This window comes from Caballeronia sp. RCC_10, from assembly GCF_041360715.1.
Classification (GTDB): Bacteria; Pseudomonadota; Gammaproteobacteria; order Burkholderiales; family Burkholderiaceae; genus Caballeronia; species Caballeronia grimmiae.
Genome location: NZ_JBFUPT010000035.1, coordinates 1 through 22,997 on the forward strand (window position 1 = coordinate 1; position 22,997 = coordinate 22,997).

Here is a 22,997-nt window from a genome sequence, read left to right on the forward strand (position 1 = left end):
ATCCCGGAGCGATCGCCGGCCGGCGATGTTCCAGTGATGCCGTGCGTAGCGATGGGCGGGGGGCGTTCATATCATTCACTTCGTTTCTGATCCGGGAAGCTAGAGATGCACGGACGGGTGCTGGTCGCGCATTACGGCAGCGACACGACCGTCGCGGAAAGTAACCGGCCATGTGTCGCGAGTCGAGGCGTCTATTCACTTCGCATGCCCGAGGTCTCGTCCGTCCGCGCGCAATGGCCGGTTTCCAGCCAGCACATTCACAGCGGGCTTGGCTCAAGCCGGCCACTTTTTGCCGTTCGTCTGAGCCATGCAGCGGTCGTTCGAACGGCTGGTCCGCTCCGAAATCTGTCCGACGCCGACGCGCGCTTGTCGGCCTTTGAAGAACGGAAAACGAGTTCGAGATCGAGCCTTCACAGCCTCTGTAGCCGACGTCCGATCCTCTCTACGAGGGCCGCTTTTCCGGCATACTCTGCGCTCCCTTATTAACTCGCCAGAAGCATGAAAAAGATTCTCTGTGCCGCTCTATCGTGGTTGATCGCACTTTGTTCGTCGGTGTCATCATCCGCCGCTTACGCCGAGGCGCCACTCAATAAGATCATTACGCCGGCACTGTTGGGCACAACGCTCAAATACGCGGAGTATCAGATAGGCGTTCCAGCAATGCACGAATTGACGGATGGCGTCGGTGTTCGGCGCAACCTTTATGTGCGCGACAACTGCACGATCTTTCTAGGCGTGAAAGATGACAAAGTGGTTAGTGTCGGCGCTCAGCCATTGAATCCGTGGAAAGGCGGTAAATGCAACATCGACGTGAGCGAGTTCGTGAAGCGTCCTGCGAAAGTATTCGAGACAACTTTCCAGGACTATGCCTGGCGCGGCACTCTCCACTTTACCAGCCCGCAGATTCCATCGTGCAATGCCTGTAAGGAAGGCAGCTTCAACGCGATGATTGACGGCGTTGGCGTGCTGAATAATATTGATATTCGATTAATCGCTCGCGAGAACGATGGCTTTAGCAAGTGGAACATGTTCCTCTACGACCAAGGCATCGATGGCGATGTCCGCATGCAAATGCCGATGACCGGTGATGCTTGTCCGCTCCGGCGGTTCGACACACTGGGTTACCAACTGATGCGAAAGACCCCAGTAATTGGTATTGAGTATGGACGGTACCGCTCGCTACAGCCGCAATGCAACGGTGAAGCTGTCACGAATTTAGAGTTGCGCAACCTCGACTGACAGCCATGCGCCGAAAGCGCCATTGAGCGTCCTTCGCCGCGTCGTATGGAACGCGCCACGCCGACGTTCTCAGAACCGGTTTGCTGCTGAAATTGGAAGATAGGGAGTCACAGCGGTCGCATACTGCACGCCAAACGCGCCGCAAGCAGCGCTGGTCATAGGCGCAATCGATGGGTGACCACCCCAGACAATGCGACAACGGACCAGCGCGAAGTTGCAGAACCGAGCACCGCTGCGTGGACGGGGATCAGGAGCGGGTCCTCCGTTCCGTGATACCCGCGGCCAGGCGTGGGAATGCTTGCCGAAAGGAAGACGGTTTCGATAGTTGCTTCCGTCTGCGAGGTGCCAGCATGGCAGCTTAGGGGCGTCGGGCGCGGCAGTTCGCGCCACGGGTATCGCGAACGGTGTACGGCACCGCGGCAAACTTCGGCAGCCGGTCATGAAGCGCCATCCGCTACGCCCGGTGGTCGGCCCTTGGAAGCCGGTTCACCCCATGACCGGATGCACGCTATCAGCGCGAATTTTCAAAACTTCCCGCCCGCCTTTGCATAAAAGCCCACAAACCCTGCTGAGGCTGCGGGGTCCAACGGCCGTCGGTACATTGGTAAGCGTGGTGAAAGCCCGCTTGGTAGTGCGTTTAGCGCACGTGTGGTGTAGCCGGGGCTTCGACCGTGAGCGCAATTTTGGTGCGGCTAAACGGTTCGTTCGCGATAAAAGCGTTTAGCGGATTGCAAACTGTGCTTCTGAAATAAGTCGTTGCGACGGAACATCCCAAGCGAGCAGGTAACTGTCCGCTGTTCGCGCTACCAGCGATCTCCCATCCGGCGTCAAGGCAAGCCCGACGATAGACCCGTGAGTCGTTCGTATCGGCTTTGTTATTTGGCCGGTCGCGAGATTCAAAACATTTATCGCTCGGTCTGTGCTACCAAAATAGATGCTCGTTCCGTCTGGCGCATACGCCAAGGCCGTGACATCACGAGCTTTTGGCCGTTGCTCTTGAACGCCCAGTAGTTAGGTCCCAAATTCGAATCTCGCCTCTTTCATCGACCGTTGCGACAGTTTTTCCATCAGGGGAAACTGCAAAAGCACCGTTATTCTTCATCGTCGCCACGAGATTGCCGATAGCGCCGCTTAGGTTGATCTCGCCCGACTTTAGTTGACGGATCGTATCGGCGCCAAATTTGGTAGGCGAATTCTGGTTTAGGAGGTCAACAGCCCAGTCTCGTAGGCCGGCAGGAGCCTCAGATCCTCGGGGCTTTTCAAGTACGGCGACGGCAAGTTTCACGTATTCCTGACTTAGACTTTGTTGCGACAATCGATTCTGAATTATCCATCCGACTATTGCGATCACCACCGGAATCGCAATCAGAGAAAGAACTCTCGCGATCTTTTCTAGATCGTACGCCTCCGCGTTGTGGTCATTCCTTCCATCAACATCCTTTTCGTCGGACATATTGAACCGCCGTGGTTTTGCGCTTCGTTGAGAGTTCGTGCCGCGGTCAACAAGCAATGTTTGGTGCCCGTGTCTGGGTGATGCACTTAGTCGCGTAGAGCACGTGTCATTCTGGGCGCTTTTATGACTGCACGGTACGCCGATTCAGGCCTGCTGTCGGGTGGTTCAGGGTAACGCGGAAGGAGCGTTTTCGCTTGATTCTTGCAGATATCTGCGCTTCTTTCTATGCTCTATCAGCAGCCATTCGCATCGCTCAGTGAGTGCGAGGCCGATTCCTCGCCGCTCCACGTTCGCCATGATGAATCATGCCAGTTGAGTGAAACGCGTCAGGAGGCCGGATGATTTGGGATATTTTGGTCCGGGGACTAGCAGGCGCCATAAGCTTCGTAGCCTTCTATCTAGCATGGTGCGTGTATGAGGACGAAGAGAAAGCCCTCCAAAACAGAATCGAAAATTTGTGGGTCGATTTCGATGACCTTCGCGGGCGAATGGTTTCGAGGCAAACGGCCTTCGTTCTAGTCGTCGCGTCGAAGCTAAACGAAATCTTAACTTCTGTATTTGGTGGTTCTCTTATTTCGCAGATTTCATGGGCCGTGGTGACGTGCTTATCTTTGACAGCATGTATTGTTTGTTTAGCCATCATCGCCGCGGTTAATGAAGATTGGTCCATAGTAACTGTCCTTGCGATAATTGCATTTGGTCTAGTATTTGTTGGTTTGGCACCTGCGCGATCGGCTAAATTAAGATATTTACAAATGGCAGTATTTTATGTGGTCATCGTTTCCTGCTTGGCAATACTTGTAACCGGGATCTGGTTTCAGCATTATGCTCGCCTGCATGGTTTCGTCGATCCAAATCCGTTTACAGTGAATGCAGCGCAGGGGCTTCTTGAAATCCCGCTTGGTTGTGCTGTAGGTGTTGGAATCGCACAGGTCACTGTGTTTTGCGTCCGTGCGTGTATCGTTTGGTCGGAGCGTCTGAAATCAGAAACACCGATCGTGCTTGGTGTAGCCATTCCGCTAGTGTTCGTCGCCGTTATAACGTACCTCATGTTCAAGTTCAGTTACTACACAAAGCCCTGCGGAGGCGCAATAATCCATGCCGATTCTTTTGAGTGCATCATGATCATCGGAGGTCGGGCTTTACTCTATGCTGTTCCAACAGTTACGTTCTGCGCCGCATTCGCGGCTATTTTACTGATGACTGCGGCCTTAATGCTTCTTCATCGATTAACATGGCCTTTGTTGAGTCGCCTACTTTACAATGTATCGAGGTCTCGGGTTCTGGAGAACAAGCGTTGGCTGAACGGATTGGGGCTTACGCTCCTTGGCGTGGCTTTAAGCGGACAATATGGATGGAGTCGACTCTTAAAGTTTTTGGGACTTTGACGGGCTTTGGCAAAAGGTCGTCTAGGTTTGCTCTGCGGTTTTGAACGTTGAACAATGTGGACTGCGACCCCGATCGTCGATCTTTAAGACGCTCTACGAGACTGTTTTGACCGAGGCAATCCCTAACGGGGACGCGTCGGGGAGGCGGCCGTTGTACGTCCAGTAGGTGACATTGACTTCTGTTTGGTGCGACCGACTGTTGAGGGTCGATTTCGCCTGTTCGTCTGGAGGCGAAGCGCCGTTTGAGATGACCATGGTGCCAACGGCCGGTGCCGAGTGATGGAGAATCGTTCCGCCCGCAATCGACGAACCTCGGCAAAGGCCGACTTTTCTGCGAGGTCCGATCGCATCTGTATGGCCCGGGGGCTCCGACTCGAAGGGAAAGGGAAGCCGTGCAGCTCAACGATGTCGGCGGACTCTCCGCCTTGAAGCTAGCGGATCTTGGCATCACCAAATGCAGTCGCGATCCGGGTACGGGCTATCATCAGCCGAAGGACATCATGATCTGGCACGGCGCGCACGTGAAGGCGCGTGACGGTGCCAGGGAGACGATCGAATCGGCTCACATCAAGAACCTCATCCTGTATGCGATGTCTGCCATCGAAGCGCCGGTCGTAGCAGAGCCTGCACGCGTCGCAATCTAACGGGCGAACAAGCGGGCAAGCTATTGCGTGTCCGCATTGAAGTCCACACTCCCTTTTCAAGCCGACTGTCAGGGCCGGGGCTGCCCCTGATGCCCCTTGAAAAGAGCGAATCAGGAAACCCGCGACGGTCACTGGGTCTATCTGATCGCCGGGAACGACGCGCATTTCCCGCGCCTCGCGCCCGCTATGCAACGTCCTGAACTGCTGGACGATCTGCGTTCTAACTCGAGAAACTAGGTGATAGCGCGTCGATCATGCAGGCGAATAGCCAGAGAGTGCGGCAGCCAGAGTAGCAATGCGCCCCGTGTTCGTTCGAAACGGGGCGCTCCTTGTACGAACGTATAGGCCTGTTCAGGTTACGTAATACATGATGAGTCATTGCGCCTGTATCGTTGTCGGATCCTGACTCTCTAGGCGGATTTCGCCAATGCCGATCACCTTGCCCTTTGCGTGGGTCGCACCACTCACGCGAATCAACGACACGGTCATTTGGTTGGATCCTGCGGTACCGGTCCTGGCGAGCACGTCGGTTGCGGCGAACGTCAGCGTGGCTGCGCCGTGATGCGACGCACCGGATATTTCAAACGCCCCGATCGTCCCGATGAAATAGTTCGGCAAGTCTTCATTCGACACATCAGATGTCGGCAGATTGAGGTACACGTTATACAGGAAGCCTCCCTTCTTGCCTTGGCCGGTGATCGTGAGCTTGTCCATCACAACGTTAACGACTGTGACCTCGGGCGTCGACGCGGTTTGTGCTGCGACCTCGGCCGCAGCGCTCCATTGCGTCACGATGTTGGCCACCGCGCTTGCATTAGCAGGCGGCACGGTGATCTGCACACTTACCGAATTTTCGTCCGCATCAAGGTTCTTCACCCCACCGAACGAGTGTCGTCCGCGGGCAATGTCCGTTGGGGGCGTTGGATCAAGCCGCTTGGCAGGCGGCCGATTTCTGATGGGCTCCGCCTGCGCCTGAACGCGGATGATCCGACCTTCATGGGCTTGCGGAGGCAGTTTGGCAGGCATGCTGTTACTCGCGTATTCATATCCGAGGATGTGCGGGTCAATAGTCTTGTTCCTGTTGATCGACAGACCACTTGCATAGCTGAAGGAACCGGACCAGTACCTGTTCGTCGACGCCGGAATGGCCCTGGGATGTGAAAGTGCCCATGCGTACCAAAGGCGGTCGATGTTCGCATGATGCAAATAAAATATCGGATCCATCGGTGAGCTCATGTCCGCCATATAACCGCCAATCAGATCGTGCACCGGATTATGCGGTGCCCCCTCGAGGGAAGCTTCGAAGGAAGCGTTCGTGTTTCGCTGAAAGCCAATGCTCGATGTAAACGGCGCAAGCGTCAGCGCCTGGTAAACGTTAGTGTTGGTGCGCTGCGTGTACAGCGGATTGCCGGACGCGCTATTAGTGAAGTCGCTCGGGATGCTGGGATTGGCGTAATAGTCCCAGTAGGGAAGCATGAGGCCGTCATCCTTTGAGATGGCCTGCAACTGCCGCTCGAAGTAGTAGATGTAGCCGCGGTGCCATGCTAGGAAATAAGCAATGCCATGTGGGCAGTAATTGAGATGTACGTTCACCCAGTAAAGCCAGGAGTTCTTGTCGCTCGAATTCCTGTTCGCCTGCATCACCTTTAGGGCTTCCAAAAACGGCGAATAGTGCGTCGACAACTGAAACTTAGACCATTCCATTCGAACTTTGTAACTGGTTTGGGCGGGTGACGATAGCGGCAGTGCCATCATCGCCAACGTGGCCGCTGACTCCTTGAGGAAATCACGCCTGGTGTGAGGATTAAATTTCATGGTCTCTCCAGAGGAGACAACCGCCTGCAGCCTTCGCGGGAAATGTGCCGCTTTCATCGGACGCAAAGTTGAGCGAACTGGGATAACGGCTTTCTAGGCGGAGAAGTTGGTTAGAAAGTTTTAAAAATTGCCAGAGCAAGACGCCATCGCTTTCTCTTTTGGCGAAGAAACCTCGGTATCTGAACCTACGGCTCGATGCATCCATCGATGATGGTCACTAAACAAGATCCGCAATGTTAGCCAGCGCACATTTAAAGCCGAACAGGATGGCCATCGGGGACCTCGCTTGGAACAAGGCGCCGTATTTAGGGTACCAAACCAATATGTGCCTCTGCCATCGCAAAGCTGCGTTTCGGCATTTGGTAGTGGATTCGTCTGATGGGCAGATTTTTTTGCGACGATTGCCTCCGTCCATCGGCACATTCGATCGTCAATAGTGAATGGACAACGGTTCGGGATGATCGTTGGTGATCACGTAGCTTGATTCAATAGGCCATCCGGCTTTCGTGACGGGGGTAGTGTAACGCTGGCATTGACCGTCGGTGCCCAACAGGTACGACGAGACACCTAAGAACTGAGAGTTTGTTGTCGGTGCGACGTATACCGTGACCTCTGTGCCTCTCCTCAGAGTGAAGGAAGGTCGCGGTCCCGTGCGTTCAGAAATGAGCGGGAGGCCGCTGCAGTCTGTAGAACAAAACTGGTTTATAAAGTACCGTCCCCACACGAAGTCGGTCGCGGAGTAAATCGTCTGATTGCCGGTACCGGCAACCTGCCGCCTGAGGACCGGCACGAAAACCGGGGCACCATTCACTGTCATCAACACCCCTGAGCCAGCACCAGCAACATACTTGAAGGCGCCGACCGCCTTGCCGCTCGCGTCGAAGACCTGTAGGACCCGTCGTTGCCGAAGGTCGTGGTGTTCGTCGGCGAGCGACGCCATCGAGCTCGACAGCAGCAGCGCCAATACAATCAGTTCGCGCATGTCGTGCACCCTTAGGGCGGCAGTCACCGGTTGATTGAAGCTCATCTGCAACGCGCCCTCTAACTACGGATACCGTCGATCCTCACTGCGCCGCGGATAACGGATGGTCAACGGCTCGGGATGAGCGCCGTTCAACGAGTAAGTACTTTCGGTTGGCCAGCCGTATTCCGTGCTCGGCACGCCGGAGGGTACACAATTGAAATTCGGACCCGACCGAGTTGATCCAATTCGGATCGGACCGGAGTTTGTAGTTGGTGCAACGTATAAGGTGACGTCGGTGCCTTGCCTAATCGTCAAAGATGGACGAACTCCACCAATCAGCGTAATGACCGGTGCGCCGCTGCAGTCCGACGAAGTGTAGTCGGCCGCATTCGTTCCTGACCATCTGAATTCCGTCGCCGAATAGACAGTTTGCGGACCGCCGTCGCCGGACACGATCACCCGTTCGATAGGAACGAACGCGATAGCATTGGCAACCATCAGATAGACGCCTGGACCGCCATAATCTTCAAGTAGCCCCACGAACTTACCCTGGGCGTCGAAGATCAAGAGCGGCTCGCCGGCGGCCAGCGACGCCGATAGATGGAGAAAAAGCAACGCAGAAGCGAAGATCGCACGCATGCCTTCACCTTCATTCGTTAAGCGCTTGCCGAAGGGCAGCAAAAATGCATAACGGTATTGAGCAGGATAGGACTGGCTTCGAGGTATTGCAAAGACAACCGCAAGAATGCTTAATGATGAATCTAAACCCACCGGGGCGCGTCTCATCTTCGCAAGAACGATCGCTCGATCCAGAGTTAGCAAAAGGCACTCTGCGTGGTGGGTCAAATTCCCCAGAACGGTTAAGGACCTACGAACCGTCGCCGCGCGGCTCGTAACGGTCGGGGCCGGCGATCATCGCGCGCGGGTCGTCCGGCACGATCAGTTGCGGAACGCCGCCGCAGAAGGTTCAGCGCGCGGGCGCGATACCAGTCAGCCCTCCATCGTCTCTCGTCAATCTCGCTAGTGGCCTCCGGGATCGTTTTGTCTCGGTCACGAAGTCGTGCAACGCGCTTTGCAATCCTTAGAAGCGAAAAAGCGGCGACGGAAATGCATTCTCTTCCCACTCCAGATTGTCACTAGAACTGGGCTACGCTGACTCCATCGGCCGACCAACGAGCCCGCCGAGTGAGGACGACCGTTCGTCGTCGAGGGGGTTGATGCGACTGGCCTAGTGCTGGTTCATCGCGCAGTACGAGGTCGACAGTGCGCGGCGGTCGTCGCACCGAGCGCACATCGACAAACTTTTCACTGAACCAGGCTTGGAAACCGGGAGACGACATCATGGACGCAGTTTCCGACGTCTTGAGCGTGGTGCGTTTGCGCGGTGGGGTGTCCTGAGCGCAACTTTCACTGAACCGTGGTGCGTCATCGGCCGACCGATAAAGGCGCTTGCGCAGCGTACCTTCCCCGGTGTGGGCGCGGCATTTCCTTCCATCTCGTCACAGAATGACGCTATGCTGCACGCCTCGCGGACGACCTGCCTCGAACCTCAAAGTAGGTGCTGATGGGCTGCTCGTCGTTCAGCATGGCGAGATGATATTTTTGGCACAGGACGTCACAACAGTGGAACTGTTGTTGGCGAGCCCGACAGGAGGCTGCACCGGGCGAAGTCATGACGTCGTCTCATGGCAACGGCGGAAAGGCCATTCGCATAATTCGCGGCTTTTCTCGCATTCGACGATACGCTGAATATCCCCTTGCTAGCCTCACTGCCGCGCATCTTCAAACTCGATATTCGTAACGAACCGCGTGCAAGCTGTTTAGGGGCGTCACTGAATTTGCGGCGGCCGAAGAAGCTGAGTCAAGAGTCGGAGGAACGGTCGTGCTCCGTGGGGTTTCGAATTTGCTATTCGTGGATTCCGTTTGGTGCTGTGTCGAATCATTACCTGCAAAGCAGGCCGGATGGATGGCAGGTGTTCTGAATCGCTACGTAGGCGTGCGCTGTCATTGATGCACGCTCAACCGCTTCGCCCTAGCACGCTTGAAGAACTGGCGATGCGAGTGGGATAGTCACGTTCGGCGTTGGGCGAACGGTTCACCGAGCTTCTTAAACGAGCGCCGATCACTTACCGGGCCCGATGGCGCATGCACTCTGCGGCGCAGGAACTTCTGACCTTGGGCAAGTCACTACGCTGCCGTAGCGGAGGAAATTGGCTTTGCGCAAGAAGCAGCGTTCAGCCACACTAAATCAAGCTCGACCCTTCGAGGCGAGCGCCATTCCTGCTCGCTTAGCCGGCCTGGGTCGAAAACCCAAAAAGGCGCACGCTGTTGCGTGTGCAGGCCTGCACCACGACCAGTTCGTCTATGCCGCGCAGTTCAGCAACGGCCCGCGCTACCCACACCAAGTTCGCCGGCTCGTTGTACGGGCGGCGCCTTTTCGCGTTCTTTGGGCCAAGATAGGGCGCATCGGTTTCTAGGTGCATCCGTTCAAGCGGGATGGATTTCACCGCTTCGCGTAGCGCCTGCCCGCGCGACAGGTTGGCCACGCAGCCCGTGACGCCAATGTCGAGCCCCAGTTCAACGAAAACCACTGCTTCGTCTTGACTACCTGTGAAGCAATGCACGACTCCATGCGCGCCAGCGGCGACAGCGTCTCTCACCATCGCTTGAAAGTCGTCGAACGCATCTCGGCAATGCAAGAACAGCGGTTTTCCTATAACGACGGCCATCTCAAGCTGAGCAGCGAACGCGCGTCGCTGATTCGCTGGTGTTGAGAAGTTGCGATTGTAGTCGAGCCCCGTCTCGCCAACCGCCACACAAGCCGGGTCGGCGAGAATTGTCAGCAGCCCCTCGCGAATGGCAACGTTCCAGCCGTCGGCCAAATGGGGATGGACGCCTGCGGTCGAGAAAAGGTAACCGGGGTGCTGGTGCGCGAGTGCGAGCTCCGACCGACTTGACTCAAGCGAAGTTCCTGTCGCCAGGATGGCCCCGACGTTCGCGTCCTTCGCTCGTTCGATGATCTCGGTGGCGAGTCCGGTCAATTGCTTGGAACGGAAATTGACGCCGATGTCGACGAGCTTAGCGGTGAGGTTCATCACGAACTCCGAGTGCAAATCAAGGCGTCACGCGCCGGCCACCTCAAGGAACATTAGAGTTGGTTTCAAAAAGCCTGAGTGAATCGTTGGAGAGTATTCCAGCAGATGACGCAAGCTGACGCTGCGAAACTTCGAAAAAATGACGGCAAAGTGCGGTGTCGTGGCGGACCATTCGACGCGACCCTATAAGGGGATTCAGCAATTTTCGCTGTGGCCGCGTCATCTGTCAGCCAACGAAATGATGCACATGGTCAGGAAAGAGAGGACGGACGTACGGAGCTGTTGCCAAGCAATTCAATTCGCTCGTTATCTAAACAGTACTAGATAAGATAGGAGCCGCCTCGTCCTGCAATTCTTATTCCGACACAACCGGCGGACTGCCCCCCGGCGCAATCACAACCATGAGGCGATATGCTGTATAGACCGGAGACATGGGTAACACGTGTGTCAGGACGTGAGTAAGACTTCGGATGAATGGTTCGTCCGGGGTCGAGCATGTCCTGGGATAGTACAGACACCATGAAACTGCGGCTTGAATCCGTGCAGTTCGCGACGCAGCAAGGCGCCAATCGGCGCGCCTTGTGCTGTCAGTACGGCATCAGTGCAAACCCCGGTTACAAGTGGATCCGACGCTTCGAGCAGGGCGATACCGCCTTGGCCGACAAGTCCCGACGTCTCCCAGCAGTCCGGCGCGCACGGCGACCGAGTTCCGATTCTCTACCGGGCGCTCCGCTTATTGCGTTTCAGAGAGCTGTTAAAGCCCCAAAGGTTGGATCGGCATCCAACCCTTGGGATGCGCGTCAATGGCGTCACGCCTCGTGAGGTACTTGGCTCTCGGGAGCTTTGCGCCCTCCACCGTAAAAAGGCTACGTCGCGGCGCTTCGTTCCAGCGAACTCTGCTCAGTTGATGTGGATAGGAATGTATGTGGCGTTATTGCTCGGTATGTTATCCGGTACGACGCTATCGATATCCACGATTGTGCCGAGCCAGTAGTTCGTGTTGGCGCGCAGATCGGCCGGAATCGTCAAGGTTCTGCGATATGTGAGAACATCGTTACGCACGAGCGTCATACCGGTATTCACCGCGATGCGCCTGTCCGTTCTCTGGATGAAGTCGTCGTCCGATATGTACCATCCCGTATTGACCGTCTGCCGGTTCTTGCCGTTGTTTTCGTACGTGAACTCGACCTGCACCGTCTGGCCACGGTTGACACGATAAGCCGCCTCTCCGTTCACCGACACCGTGGGAAGTACCGTCCCCGCTGCGTCATAAACTCCCGTCTTAACGTGATGAGAGTACTGCCCATCAGCACTGGCATATTTCCAGTGCGCCACGCCGAGATCCTCGTAACTGGCGGACCACGGGCCGTACAGCGCCACGGCGCCATCGCTAGCGTCCTCGCCAAGATAGCCTCTTGCCGTTGAGCCGTTGGCCCAAATGTGCTCGAAGTCCGTGCCCATTATGTTGTACTCGGTGTTCACATGCAGCAGGCCCAATGCATGTCCGAACTCATGAATGCCGGTGCTCTGAAGTTGACGGCGCGTCCCCCCGTAGTTCCAGATGCTTGCTTTAAGCTCGTCGGCTGTCCACTGGAAAGGCGAGTTATAGTCGAAGACCACATCGGCCTCATCTCGGTGAGTAACTGTGCCGATAATTGGCAGCCAATAGCACGTGTCCTGCCAGTGCGTAATAGCTGGCGACCCTTGAAGAACACTGCTATTCGTGCTGCCCCAGACCTCGTTCTCGCCATTCTTTACAGCGACGCCTCCCGTGTCGGTCACCAGCGTGAAATAGAATGGGCTCGGGTTCTGATTAACGAGAGTGACGGTCCGCTGCAGCCCGTCGCGCCAGTATCCCGTGGGAAAACTAGTCGAACTGGCTCTCATGGTGACGCCATTGGTTCCCCACTTGATTGGAACGCCACGGCAATAGTTGAGGTTGTACGCCATCGCGGACGATGCTGTGACCAGGCATGACAATGCTGCCCCAAACAGGGCAAGTTTCGTGTTCATGATGTCTATCCTTACGAAATTGCGAAGCTGGGTAGCGGGTTACTGCGAGGACTGCTTTCTTTCTGTAATCGTCGAATCGTCCTTCGGGAGAGTGAGGTCTTCCGCGACTCCGGCCGACGAACGCGCCGCAGCAGATCCCGACTGAGGAACCACTGGGGGAGCCGTGGGCTGCGGCTCTGTTGCAGGAATGCGCGCGTTCGGGTCCGCGCTTCTGAAGTAGCTTTGCGCCTTTCCGGGGTTCGTGCGTACGGCTTGCACTGCGGCCACGAATGCGTCCACGGACATTGGCTGTATTGCGGCCTGTTGCTGTGCGCTTCTGCTCACGGGCTGACCCGGCCCCTTGCCGGCGGAATCTAAGTTCCTATCGCCGCCGCTGCGGCTTTCCAGCTCGATCGTCTTTGGCGCCTGCGCCTGATAGCGGTTGCGCGCCTCTTCCAGCGTCAGCCCGCTCTTGCTGATGAGTCTCCGCGCCTCTGGGTTTTTCATGAGTTCATCGAACGCAGGTGCCGGATATTGGGTCTTGCCAAACGCGGATTCCGGTGCGCCGCCCGTCACAACCTTGTTGTTTCGCACAGCTTGCACGGGTACGCCAGTGCCATCGTAGATGGCGCCGTTGAGCACGCGGAAGCGTCCGTCGCCGCAGTTCACCAGTGGGCAAGCAGCCGCCCCGTTTGTTTCAACGAACAGGACATCCTCATCTCCAACCTGAAAGACCGGAACGTTGGATAGCTGGTAGACATGCCCGCGACCATCGGGACCGCCGGCATAGCGCAGTGTCATAGTCGTGGGGCCGTCTCCGCGCACGGATCGCAGCACTTCGTACGTCACGATAGTGTTGGGCAACGACGGCTGCCCTTGAGCACCCGCTTCGGACATACGGTACTCGACCTTACTAACGCGACTCTGCACCACCATTTGAGCCGCGTTGGCCAATTCACTGATGTCGGGAATAGGTGGCTGCGCGTAGACAAGGCTGCTGCCCGCGAGCATGAATGCGACCGCGGTCGCCGCGTGGACGCTACCTGCATTTGACATGGTTTCCTCCGGAAGGACGGTAAGCTTGTTTCGAGGCTGAATCAAAGTGGGGCAATTGGCACCGATCAATTCCGGTCACCGCACAGCAAGCGGGTTACGGACTAACCGGCTCACCAGTCTCGAAAGACGTACGAGTCGCCATTCGTCGGGAAACTTCCGCGATTTTGTCGCGGATGTAACGCGATGTAGCATGAAGCGTCGCACTGTCAGCACCTTGCGGCGCACGCTTTCATTGACTATTGCACAAGCCACAGCATCTTTCGATGCTGTCCGAACAACAGCTGAAAGACCCCACAGAAACAAGACGGAGGAGTATCGAGTTTTCTTGAAAGCCAGACGGAATATCAACGTAAACGGCGACATCGAACGTCGCAGTAAGGACTTAGTGCTTGGGCTGGCTCCCGCAAAACCCAGGCTTGCCGTAACGCTTGAATTTCGAGGTGGTCTTCTGCCTTTGTTTAAGCCTAGTCACAACGTGGAACCTCTAGAAGTGCTGACCTAACCGGAGAAGCGCCGCCGGCGTTCTAATGAAGGGCGGCCTCAGATCTGAAGTGCAACACCCGTTTCGTAACAGGTGTTGCGATGCACGAAAGAACTCACTATCAACAGCGCCGGGCAGTGGGTGTGCTCCCGGCGTGGACAGACCTGCGCGGTTTAGCCGCACGAACGTCCGCCAATATGTGACTTCGTGGGTCGGCTATGGCTCAAGGCACATAGTAGAACCTAGTGTAGTTCATGATTTGTATGCGTTCTAGGCGACTGCGGCATGGGGAGATATCGTAAGGCCCCCAGAGCGCTATCACCGATCCGCTCGACCGACATCGCCTTCACGCACTGTCCGTGCGCTGCAGGGTTCGGGTTTTGTCAAGACCAACGACGACATGAACCTCGAGGAGGCGCGAAAAACGAAGCCGTCATTCTATGTCAAGTAGTCCTAATGCCGTCGGTGAACGCAATCGTGGTGAGATACCCGCGACAAGCAAGCGCGGAACATCTGCGACAGACAAGCGCTACCACGGCGACGATAAGGGCGTTGAAAAAGGCAGTGTGACCACCTAGCATTTAACCTTACCGGCGATGCAAGCGGTTCTATGCCCGAGCGCGCACGTGCACGAGTCGCCGCTCATCTTCGTAACTGGAATCGCGCTGGGCGCCATGGAGGCCGTCATGCATTTCCTATCGATGCACCCGCTCCCCGACGCGCCGGAGCCAGACAGCGGCACGCACGTGCGGCGACATCGAGCGAAGGTCAGACCGATGGCCGCGATGATGCTTGTCAGCCTGACCATGCCTGCCGTCGGCGCGGGCCCGCTGCCTAGCGGCGGAAAGTTCGTTGGCGGCGCAGGCTCAATGACGACCAATGGCACGACTCTCGCCATTAAACAAACTTCCCAGAACGCCGTCATCGACTGGACCAGCTTCTCGATCGGTAAGGCGCACGCGGTCTCAATCGACAACCCAAATGGCGCGACGCTAAATCGCGTGACCGGGCCTGGCATTGCCACCATCGACGGCAAACTCACCGGCGTTGGCGACGTATATCTGATTGATCCGCACGGGGTGGTCGTCGGACGCACCGGCGTCGTGACGACGACCGGGCGCTTCGTCGCATCGACGCTCAATATCACGAACGATGACTTCATGCGGTATTTTCCACAGGTGTCGCTAACAGGGAAGTCAGACGGAAAGGTCGTCAATCTCGGGAAGATCGAGTCGAGCGGCAGTGACGTCTTCCTCATCGCGAGTAACAAGGTCGTGAATGCGGGCGAGCTTCGCGCGGACAAGGGTCTCGCGCAACTCGCGGTCGGCGAGAACGTGCTCATTCCGCTTTTTGAACGACTCGGTTACGCGGCGTACATTCAGGTCGGGAGTGGCGGGACCGCGTTGAACGCGGGCGTCATGCGCGGCGCGCAGATCGCGATTGAAGCCGCCGACGGCAATGTGTTCGCGCTCGCCGGGCGCAACAGGGAACTGCATGCAACTGGCACCGCCGAGCGCGACGGCCATGTGTGGCTAGTTGCAGAAAAAGGACGGGTTCACGTGGACGGCGCGACGATCATCGCTGACAAGGGCACGGGTCCGCAGAGCGAGGTGGACGTCACCGCCGACCGCGTGAGCATGGGCGACGCCACGGTGCGCGCAGGTTCGTTGAACATTACCATTCCAGAGCTGACGATCGACTCTGCGATGGGGCGAACGTTTTCGCACAGTCTGTCTTCCGGTACGTCGGTGACCGTCGATACGGTGTACCCGCCGGCGCGCACGGGCGACATCGTCGTGGGCGGCGATGTGCGGTGGACAGGTGCCGCGTCGCTTTACTTCCGCACGCGACATTCAGTGACGATATCTCCGGGCGTAACTGTTGCCAACGCGGGTAGTGGGAGGTTTACCGTTGCCGCTGACGCTCTTGCAGCCAATAACGGCGGGAGCGTATTGAACTACGGTGTGATCGAATGGTGCCGCAGCACGGGTCTCGTTGAGATGTACTACGACCGCAATGGGACGTATGTTCCGGGCGTGCAGCGCATCAATGCCGCGTGGCGGCCGGCACACCTGAGCGGAAAGAAGACCCAGATCACCGGGTATATGCAGATCAACGATTCCGCCGACTTTAGCGCGATCTACGACAACCTTGCCGGCAACTATCGCGTCAACCCTTCTGCCTCCAAGCTCTACAACGGTACGACACTGCCAACGCCCATCGGCAGTGCGGAGCACCCTTTCACCGGACAGTTCGACGGAGGCGGCAGTGTCTTCTCTATAAGCGTTGACGCGCGTAATACGAATCCTAGCTCCGCTACCGGTATGTTTGGCGTCGTCGGCGACGGGGCTGTGGTCCGCGACTTTGCTTTGGCCAACGGCTCAGCGACGGCGAGCCAAGGCGCGCTCGGGATGATAGCGGGGCGCAACGACGGGCTGATATTCGACGCATTCGCCGACGGAACGGTACGCGGAGGCTCCACCGGTACGGGAGGCGTGGTGGGGATCAATCGCGGCGTGATGGCAAAAACAAGGAGCGACTTCACCACCGTGTCGGGCGGTGCGGCGACCGGCGGTGCAGTGGGTGTCAACGAGGGAATCGTTATTCGTGCTGCCGCCGGAGGCGGGCGAGCCGGGGTGACGAGCGAGCACGGTCCGGCCGGCGGCGTCGCAGGCGAGAATCTCGGCCACATCGAGCAGTCGTATTACGGCGACCAGCTCGAGGCGCCGCCTGTGAGCGCGGGCGGGCCTGTCGGCGGACTGATCGGTTCGAACTCAGGTTCCATTTCCCAATCGGTCACTAACGCTCGGACCACCACGACCCTTAGCGGTGCTCCGCTTGGGGGCGTCGCTGGAGTCAACGTCGGCCAGATCGCACCAGATGTGTTCTGGGGTAAAGAGGTGGGCAACGCAACGAGCGGTGTGGGTCAAGGCACCATGCTTCCCGCGACAAGTGGCTTGACCAAAGCCGGTCTTGGACAGTCGGCGAGCTACGGGCCCACATGGGACTTCAGCTCGAACGGCCCTTGGGAGCCACCAGAAAACTATGGGTTCCCGCGGCTTCGATATTAGACGGCGATTTCCTCCCGGCAAAAGCTTACACGTCGCGTGAGCGTCATGCTTGCGGAATGTCGCGTTGACTCCTGAAGCAGCCATCGATGTCGCGCCATTCTGTGTGACCGTTGAGGGTCGCCTACAGCCCTTTGACGAAAACCCACGAAGAACAAAAAAAACCCGGCTCGAAAGCCGGGTTGTGATTAAAGAGTATGACGAGCGGCATCCGAGGATGCCGCTGTGTCTCATGCTGCCGCACCAGTCGGGGGCCGCAGCGATCGAGACAGCAACGTCGTGACTGCCCCTGCCAACGTCCACTCGCCAAATTGCTGCTCATGGCTTTCATGGACGAGACGGTCAAGGCACAGCACCTCGACGCCATCGACTTGTACCTTGCCGAGGACGTTCGCCAGCACCGCGCGATTGGAGCCTTCACGTTTGACCGTGACGACACCCTCCCCGACCACCACATACACGTTCGAGTCTTTCGGCATTTACGCTGCCTCCTTTAAAAGTTTGCGCATGTCAACGGACGTTTCCGCCGACAGCAATGCGAGGTCATCGACGAAGCGATCCAGCAGGGAGTCCATATGAAGGAAGGTCTCGTCGTCCAGTTCCGGCGTCGCCCAGTCCAGCCCCGCCTGCGTCGCATCACGTTTGTGCGCGACCATTTGGTCCTGATACTCATCGATGCTGCCTGGTAGATGGAAATAGACGACTTTCAACACGCCCTTCCGATTCCAGCGCAGCGCGCGCCGCATCGCCCGATACTCGATGCGCCACGTCCACGACCGGTCGTAGAACAGGATGTAGTCGGCGTTCGGGAGGTTGTAGCCCGCGCGGCCCGATGCCTTGGTGGCCATCAGTCCGGTTGCTAGTCCGCCCAAGAATCGCTTGTCCTTATCGGCCACGCGACGCTTGATTGGGATCTCGCCATGAAACGGGACCGTCTGCACACCATGCGCATCCAGCTCGCGCGCCAAAAGATCGAGCACGCCCGGGTTCTCGGCGAACACGATCGCTTGCTTGCCTTCCGCCGCAATGGCGCGCATGCGCGCCACGATTGCACGCTGCTTGCTCGTCAGCCCGCCGATGTACTCGACGCCCTCCATCCCGAACTGCGGATGGTTGGCAGAGAAGTGAACGGCACGGATACGAGCGAGGATCGTGACAAGGTTGCACCCCTTCTTGTCATCGCGCGATGAGCGATACCAGTTGGCGAACTCGTCGGCAGCCCGCAGGTACGCGGCCAGATGCCCGCGATCCCAGTCGACCGTTTCCACCTCAAACTGAGGCGGCTCGATCTGGGTGTAGCGCGACACCTCGGGCTCGGCGACTAACCGCCGCTTGATGTGCGGCGCGAGCATCGCGCGATACAAGTGCAGATTGCCGATCTTCGGCACCTCGCGCTTTGCCCCGTCCTGCAGGCTCTCAGCGAACTGCCACGTCACCCACTCCAGCACCACGAAGTCATCCCTGAATCGATCGACGCCGCGCATCGCGTACTCCACCGAATTGATCCAGCTCTGCTCGAGATAACCGACGCGGTAGCCGTAGGGCTGCGCTGCCGTTCCATCGCCACCGGAGAACGCAATCAACCCGAACGCGTCTCTGGGGTAGTTCGGAATGGGACTTCCCGTCAAAACGAACCGTCGCCGCGCCGAAAGCTGCCAGAGCGCGCGGCTCTGATCGCTTGTCGGATTGGCGAGGCGCTCGCCTTCATCGGCCACCAGCAGGCCGATGCGACGACGCAGCCGGTGCGCATATGTCACGCGGGCCGAAACTGATTTGTCGACCGGCATGCGCAGGCGCTCGTACGAGATGAGGTTAATCTGCCGGAGGTCAGTGAGATCCGCCGCTGACTCGATTACCTTCACCTGATCGGTCGCTATCGGCAACTGGGCAACCTCCTTCAACATCTCCTCGATGAGCCGGGACTCCACAACGATGAGGCCGTGCTTCACACCCGAGACGAGGATCAGCGCCAACGCGAGCCGGGACTTGCCGCACCCCTGCTCCCACGCGACGATACAGCCGGTCGGCTTCAGTAGCGTTTCGACCAGATCATCGACCTGAAACTCCCAATCGAGCCACTGATCGACGCCGAGCGCCCTGACGCGCGAGCGCAGCGCCGCCGCTTGGTCAGGAAAGCGTGCGCACAGACCTTCGTGCACCACCTCCCATCCCTCACTGACGTTCTCGACCGCGAGCCGCGCATTGAGCTCGTCGACCGACAGGTGATACCAAACGCCATGCAGCGCGTATCGGTAACGCCCGTCGGCTTCGCGATCGAACTGGACTTCATCGCCCGCCTTGATGAGCGGACTGGCCCAGCGGGTCGCGTCGACCTTGTGGGTCTCCTTCGCGATGCCCGACACCTGATCTCGCGATCCAGCGCCGGTCGTCCATGCGACGTGCCGCAGTGGTATTGCCTGTCGCACGCTGCGTCGCATGCGTCTGTTGAAGTGCTCCATGAAGCCGGCCGCGAGTTGCGGCTCGCCACCGACGCTGCGGATTCGATCCAGCAACTGATCGAAGGCCGCGACCGGGTTGTCTTGCACCAGATACGTTTCCATATCTAGCAAGCCTTGCCCCGAGTAACGGAAGCCACGCGGCAGCCGGTGACCGTCGCGCGAGTAGATGCGCTTCACGAGAACTGTGTTGAGCACCATCGCTTCGTTGAAGCCGCACGCGAACGACAAGCGAATGCGCCGGCCATCGTGCGAGACCTTGACCGACTTATCGCCCGTGACCGCACGCGTGATGAACGGCACGCTGTCATCGAGCTTCTGGAGTCGCAGCCGTGCTTCTCCAAAGGAGCGATCTTCGAAGTGCAGCCCTAGATCCGGGCCAGGCTTCGCCAGATCCTCGACGACCGCACTTACAAAGTCCGAGGGACGATCCCGGTAGCGGTCGAACACCACTACGGCAGTGCGTACGTTCGCGCCTTCGAGCTTGAACGCGTCCACCGGCAGTTCGAAAAGGCCTGCCGCGCGGCGCTTCAAACGGTCACCCTGCTCCCCCGCGATCATCGACTCGGCAGTCGTGATCGGCAGGAGCGCGACGACGATATTCGCCGCCTCAAGCGCCTGATGCACGGCGTAGTCGTGGCTCAAGGCGCTGGTGTGCGCGCCGTACCGGCCCCACGTCGTGCACTCGAGCGTCTGCAGATGCGGCGACTCAAGATGGATCGAGAACGGCGGATTGATCAGTGCGATGTCGAAGCGCGTCGGATGAATGTCCTCCATGCCGGCTTGCCTAAACTCGCAATTAAATCCCCCCTCCTCGAATACCCTCTGGCACTGCTGGATGACATCGGCGTGCACGTCGACGCCGTACACGGCATGGCGTTCCGGGTCTGCGTACTGAAGCAGCCGGCCCGAGCCGACCGAGTTATCCAGAATGCGGATAAGCCGGTTGACTTTCCAGCCGCTGACGAAGCTCCACATGAACGCCGCAATGGCGTCCGGTGTGAAGAACTGCCCGAGGTGCTGACGGCGCGCTGCTGCGAGCTCGCCCTGATGGGCGATGGACGGTGCCTGCGAACCCAGACTTCTGATCGCACGCAACGGCTCATACCAGTCCCGCTCGAACGAAAACAGATCTCTCTGCATGAATTGCCTCTAGAAATAAAAAGACCCGCCGAAGCGGGTCAAGGATGGGATGTCGGGCGCCTCAGTACCGGTCGCGCGAGGCGAGGTACGTGGCTCCGAACTCACTGATAAAGAGGGACAACGCGTCGCCCACGTCGTGAGCGAACTTGAACTGCCACTTATCGTTGAACATCACGATTTCGAGCCCGGTGAAAGACAGCTTCTCGCGGGTGGAGAATGTCAGACGGTGGACGCTGAAGTTGCGCAGTTGCATCGCCAGCGCGCCGAACTGATGCTTCTTCGCGAAGGTCGCCAGGCCGTCGAACGTCGTGACGACCGCCTGCTGAGAGGAGTAATAGACCTCGCGTTGGCCCTTGGAATGGAACGACCCTTGGGAGGTAACGCGCTTCTCGAGGATCACCGCGCTGCTGGTGCGCTTGATCTCGGTATCGGGCTTGAGCCAGAAGCCGTCAATGATCGCCTTGGCTGCCTGCTCGAACGCGACTCGCTCGCCAGCTTCACCACCGAACGTTCGCTCGAGGTGTCGCCAGAAGCCGTCCAAGTCAGGGACGTTGCCCTTCCTCGGATCTTCCTCGACGTCGAGGCCGCATCGGTCGAGTTCGCGACTCTGATCGATCTCGATTCTGCCGCCCGCCGGCGCAAACTTGCGGCTTGCCTCCATCACAAGCCGCGAGAGGACTCGTCGGCAAAACGTGTTGAGCTCGTGCTCGACCTTGTATTCGCTGCGCACTTCCATCGCCGAATACTCCGTCAGCCCGTCCGCGAAGACATCTCGCTCCGCCTAAAGGACAGCGTGATATGCCACTGTTGCTGCCGTTTGGGCCGTCTTGAATTGCTCGATCAACTGCGTGTACATGCGATTGCTCCATGGAATGAGCAGGCGCACGCCCGCCAAGGCGACATGCCCCTGCGGGTTGGAAAAGGAGATTGATTGCGCGGTGAGCTTGCTAAGCGCCGCAATGTCGATGCGCTAGAAGCGCGGGTGATAGTGCAACAGTACATGCACGAGGTTCCGCCGCTGACACCAAAGGCGATCTTTTCATGGTGCCTTTCGTCCTCAGGCATGGAAACCTTATCCACAGTTTCTGTGGCTAACCTTGGGGATAACCTCAACCGCCGACCGATGTTTGCGATACATCCACGGTCGGCGGAAAACGCGCAAGTGCGCGCATCCTCTTCAAAAGGCGTAACAATTTCGGTCCCTTTCGCCGGTCCACCGCCGGCCTGCTGGGATCAAAATTCCGAGGTACACGCGCGTGCGTGAATCCCTTTCGGGCACGTCATGAAAGTAAGCCACATTGCGACCATCGCGTTCCTTAGCGCATCAGCCATCGGCATGACCGGAGCGGTCAGCGTTGTCGCGCGCCAGTTCACGATCGAACGTTCAGCCGTTCAGGTCGTCGTTGATACCAGCATCGCCGCACGGCTCCAGGGCTTATCTGACGCGATGGAGCACGTCCCAACTGGTGAGCGTCCTTTGCTGCTGTCGAAATACGGCTTCCAGGACGAGACGGCGCTCGGTGCTGCCCTAACAGCGCAGCGGCGCGACCTGGAATCAGCAGAAAGACTGCGCGCTGCGGAACTCGCTGCCAACGAAAAGCGATTAGCCGCTTTGCTGGCGGCATGCGGCTTTAGTGCGATCGTCGCCATCATGGGCGCCGTTGCGCTCTATGACGCGCACGTGGCTCGTGGGCGAGTCACGCGCGAAGCCAAAACCATTGCCGCCTCGCGCCACTCGCACCAACATCGCCTTACCGATACAAGATGAACCTGATTGTTGTTAGCTTCGAAGACTTCACAAAGGACCCCGCCGGTGCGCGTGCTGACTCTGTACCGTCTCCGGGCTTCCCCGACAGCTGGATTGACGCGCTGGTCGGAACCGGCTCCGTTTTCTCGCGCGATGAAGCCGCGCCCGGTGCCGTAAAGACGATCGGCCTTCGCTTCCCGAGCGGCGAGCACGCCGAGCAGTTTTGCTTGAGCGTACGCAAAGTGGCCAATCTTCTTGGGGCCCGGGCACACATCCACAAGGTTCCTGCCCATCAGGTCGACCTCACACTAAGGGAGGCCTCAAGACATCGTGCAAGTGTCATTTGACGGACTCACGGTCGCACTCGAAGACGTTCAAGACAACCCCGCGCGGTACGCGCGCCAGCTCGAACGCGCAAAGAATTCACCGGGTTACGGTGTATGCCGCTGCCGGGAT

Annotated in this window: 19 protein-coding genes; 8 read left to right on the top strand and 11 right to left on the bottom strand. The window is 58.2% G+C overall.

Annotated features, from left to right (window positions below; translation table 11 throughout):
• Nucleotides 1–498 precede the first annotated feature (498 nt).
• Nucleotides 499–1,239, top strand: a complete 741-nt coding sequence (locus tag AB6804_RS28375; protein ID WP_370889275.1) for a hypothetical protein — start codon at nt 499–501, stop codon at nt 1,237–1,239.
• Between the two features lie 69 nt (nt 1,240–1,308).
• Here AB6804_RS28375 and AB6804_RS28380 read toward each other — a convergent pair whose 3' ends face one another.
• On the bottom strand, nt 1,309–1,680 hold the full coding sequence (locus AB6804_RS28380) for a hypothetical protein (protein WP_370889276.1): 372 nt from the start codon (nt 1,678–1,680) through the stop codon (nt 1,309–1,311).
• Between the two features lie 532 nt (nt 1,681–2,212).
• Nucleotides 2,213–2,692, bottom strand: a complete 480-nt coding sequence (locus AB6804_RS28385; RefSeq protein ID WP_370889277.1) for a hypothetical protein — start codon at nt 2,690–2,692, stop codon at nt 2,213–2,215.
• A gap of 338 nt (nt 2,693–3,030) precedes the next feature.
• On the opposite strand from AB6804_RS28385, the gene AB6804_RS28390 reads away from it, so the two are divergent.
• Both AB6804_RS28390 and AB6804_RS28395 read left to right on the top strand, forming a co-directional pair.
• The gene (locus tag AB6804_RS28390; RefSeq protein ID WP_370889278.1) at nt 3,031–4,080 is read left to right on the top strand and encodes a hypothetical protein; all 1,050 of its coding nucleotides are present in this window, start codon (nt 3,031–3,033) and stop codon (nt 4,078–4,080) included.
• Nucleotides 4,081–4,472: 392 nt separating this feature from the next.
• A complete protein-coding gene (locus tag AB6804_RS28395; RefSeq protein WP_370889279.1) occupies nt 4,473–4,724 on the top strand; it encodes a hypothetical protein in 252 nt (83 codons plus the stop codon).
• Nucleotides 4,725–5,099: 375 nt separating this feature from the next.
• Here the strand turns inward: AB6804_RS28395 and AB6804_RS28400 are convergent, their stop codons facing one another.
• The 4 genes from AB6804_RS28400 to AB6804_RS28415 all read right to left on the bottom strand — a co-directional run bounded on the left by AB6804_RS28400 (nt 5,100) and on the right by AB6804_RS28415 (nt 10,598).
• On the bottom strand, nt 5,100–6,539 hold the full coding sequence (locus AB6804_RS28400) for a tyrosinase family protein (RefSeq protein WP_370889280.1): 1,440 nt from the start codon (nt 6,537–6,539) through the stop codon (nt 5,100–5,102).
• 430 nt (nt 6,540–6,969) lie between these two features.
• Nucleotides 6,970–7,566, bottom strand: a complete 597-nt coding sequence (locus AB6804_RS28405) for a hypothetical protein (RefSeq protein WP_370889281.1) — start codon at nt 7,564–7,566, stop codon at nt 6,970–6,972.
• Nucleotides 7,567–7,584: 18 nt separating this feature from the next.
• Nucleotides 7,585–8,325: a hypothetical protein gene (locus tag AB6804_RS28410; RefSeq protein ID WP_370889282.1), complete on the bottom strand. Its 741-nt coding sequence runs from the start codon at nt 8,323–8,325 to the stop codon at nt 7,585–7,587.
• 1,466 nt (nt 8,326–9,791) lie between these two features.
• Nucleotides 9,792–10,598 carry a TatD family hydrolase gene (locus AB6804_RS28415; RefSeq protein WP_370889283.1) on the bottom strand — a complete coding sequence of 269 codons (807 nt, stop codon included), beginning with the start codon at nt 10,596–10,598 and terminating at the stop codon, nt 9,792–9,794.
• Nucleotides 10,599–11,117: 519 nt separating this feature from the next.
• On the opposite strand from AB6804_RS28415, the gene AB6804_RS28420 reads away from it, so the two are divergent.
• A complete protein-coding gene (locus AB6804_RS28420; RefSeq protein WP_370889302.1) occupies nt 11,118–11,420 on the top strand; it encodes a helix-turn-helix domain-containing protein in 303 nt (100 codons plus the stop codon).
• Between the two features lie 78 nt (nt 11,421–11,498).
• On the opposite strand, the gene AB6804_RS28425 is transcribed toward AB6804_RS28420, so the two are convergent.
• A complete protein-coding gene (locus AB6804_RS28425; RefSeq protein ID WP_370889284.1) occupies nt 11,499–12,611 on the bottom strand; it encodes a matrixin family metalloprotease in 1,113 nt (370 codons plus the stop codon).
• A gap of 39 nt (nt 12,612–12,650) precedes the next feature.
• Nucleotides 12,651–13,646 carry a hypothetical protein gene (locus AB6804_RS28430; RefSeq protein WP_370889285.1) on the bottom strand — a complete coding sequence of 332 codons (996 nt, stop codon included), beginning with the start codon at nt 13,644–13,646 and terminating at the stop codon, nt 12,651–12,653.
• Nucleotides 13,647–13,836: 190 nt separating this feature from the next.
• On the opposite strand from AB6804_RS28430, the gene AB6804_RS28435 reads away from it, so the two are divergent.
• Both AB6804_RS28435 and AB6804_RS28440 read left to right on the top strand, forming a co-directional pair.
• Nucleotides 13,837–14,148, top strand: a complete 312-nt coding sequence (locus tag AB6804_RS28435) for a hypothetical protein (protein WP_370889286.1) — start codon at nt 13,837–13,839, stop codon at nt 14,146–14,148.
• 665 nt (nt 14,149–14,813) lie between these two features.
• On the top strand, nt 14,814–17,198 hold the full coding sequence (locus tag AB6804_RS28440; RefSeq protein WP_370889287.1) for a filamentous hemagglutinin N-terminal domain-containing protein: 2,385 nt from the start codon (nt 14,814–14,816) through the stop codon (nt 17,196–17,198).
• A 227-nt stretch (nt 17,199–17,425) separates the two neighbouring features.
• Here AB6804_RS28440 and AB6804_RS28445 read toward each other — a convergent pair whose 3' ends face one another.
• From AB6804_RS28445 to AB6804_RS28455, 3 genes are all read right to left on the bottom strand, one after another.
• Nucleotides 17,426–17,674, bottom strand: a complete 249-nt coding sequence (locus AB6804_RS28445) for a hypothetical protein (RefSeq protein WP_370889288.1) — start codon at nt 17,672–17,674, stop codon at nt 17,426–17,428.
• On the bottom strand, nt 17,675–20,794 hold the full coding sequence (locus AB6804_RS28450) for an SNF2-related protein (RefSeq protein ID WP_370889289.1): 3,120 nt from the start codon (nt 20,792–20,794) through the stop codon (nt 17,675–17,677).
• Nucleotides 20,795–20,855: 61 nt separating this feature from the next.
• Complete coding sequence (locus tag AB6804_RS28455; RefSeq protein WP_370889290.1) at nt 20,856–21,530, bottom strand: hypothetical protein; 675 nt, start codon at nt 21,528–21,530, stop codon at nt 20,856–20,858.
• 546 nt (nt 21,531–22,076) lie between these two features.
• Between AB6804_RS28455 and AB6804_RS28460 the strand changes: the two genes are divergently transcribed.
• Together AB6804_RS28460 and AB6804_RS28465 are read left to right on the top strand one after the other, a co-directional pair.
• Nucleotides 22,077–22,562: a hypothetical protein gene (locus tag AB6804_RS28460; RefSeq protein WP_370889291.1), complete on the top strand. Its 486-nt coding sequence runs from the start codon at nt 22,077–22,079 to the stop codon at nt 22,560–22,562.
• Nucleotides 22,559–22,888, top strand: coding sequence for a hypothetical protein (locus AB6804_RS28465; RefSeq protein ID WP_370889292.1), 330 nt, complete (start codon nt 22,559–22,561; stop codon nt 22,886–22,888). Before AB6804_RS28460 ends, AB6804_RS28465 begins: the two co-directional genes overlap by 4 nt.
• Nucleotides 22,889–22,997: the final 109 nt, after the last annotated feature.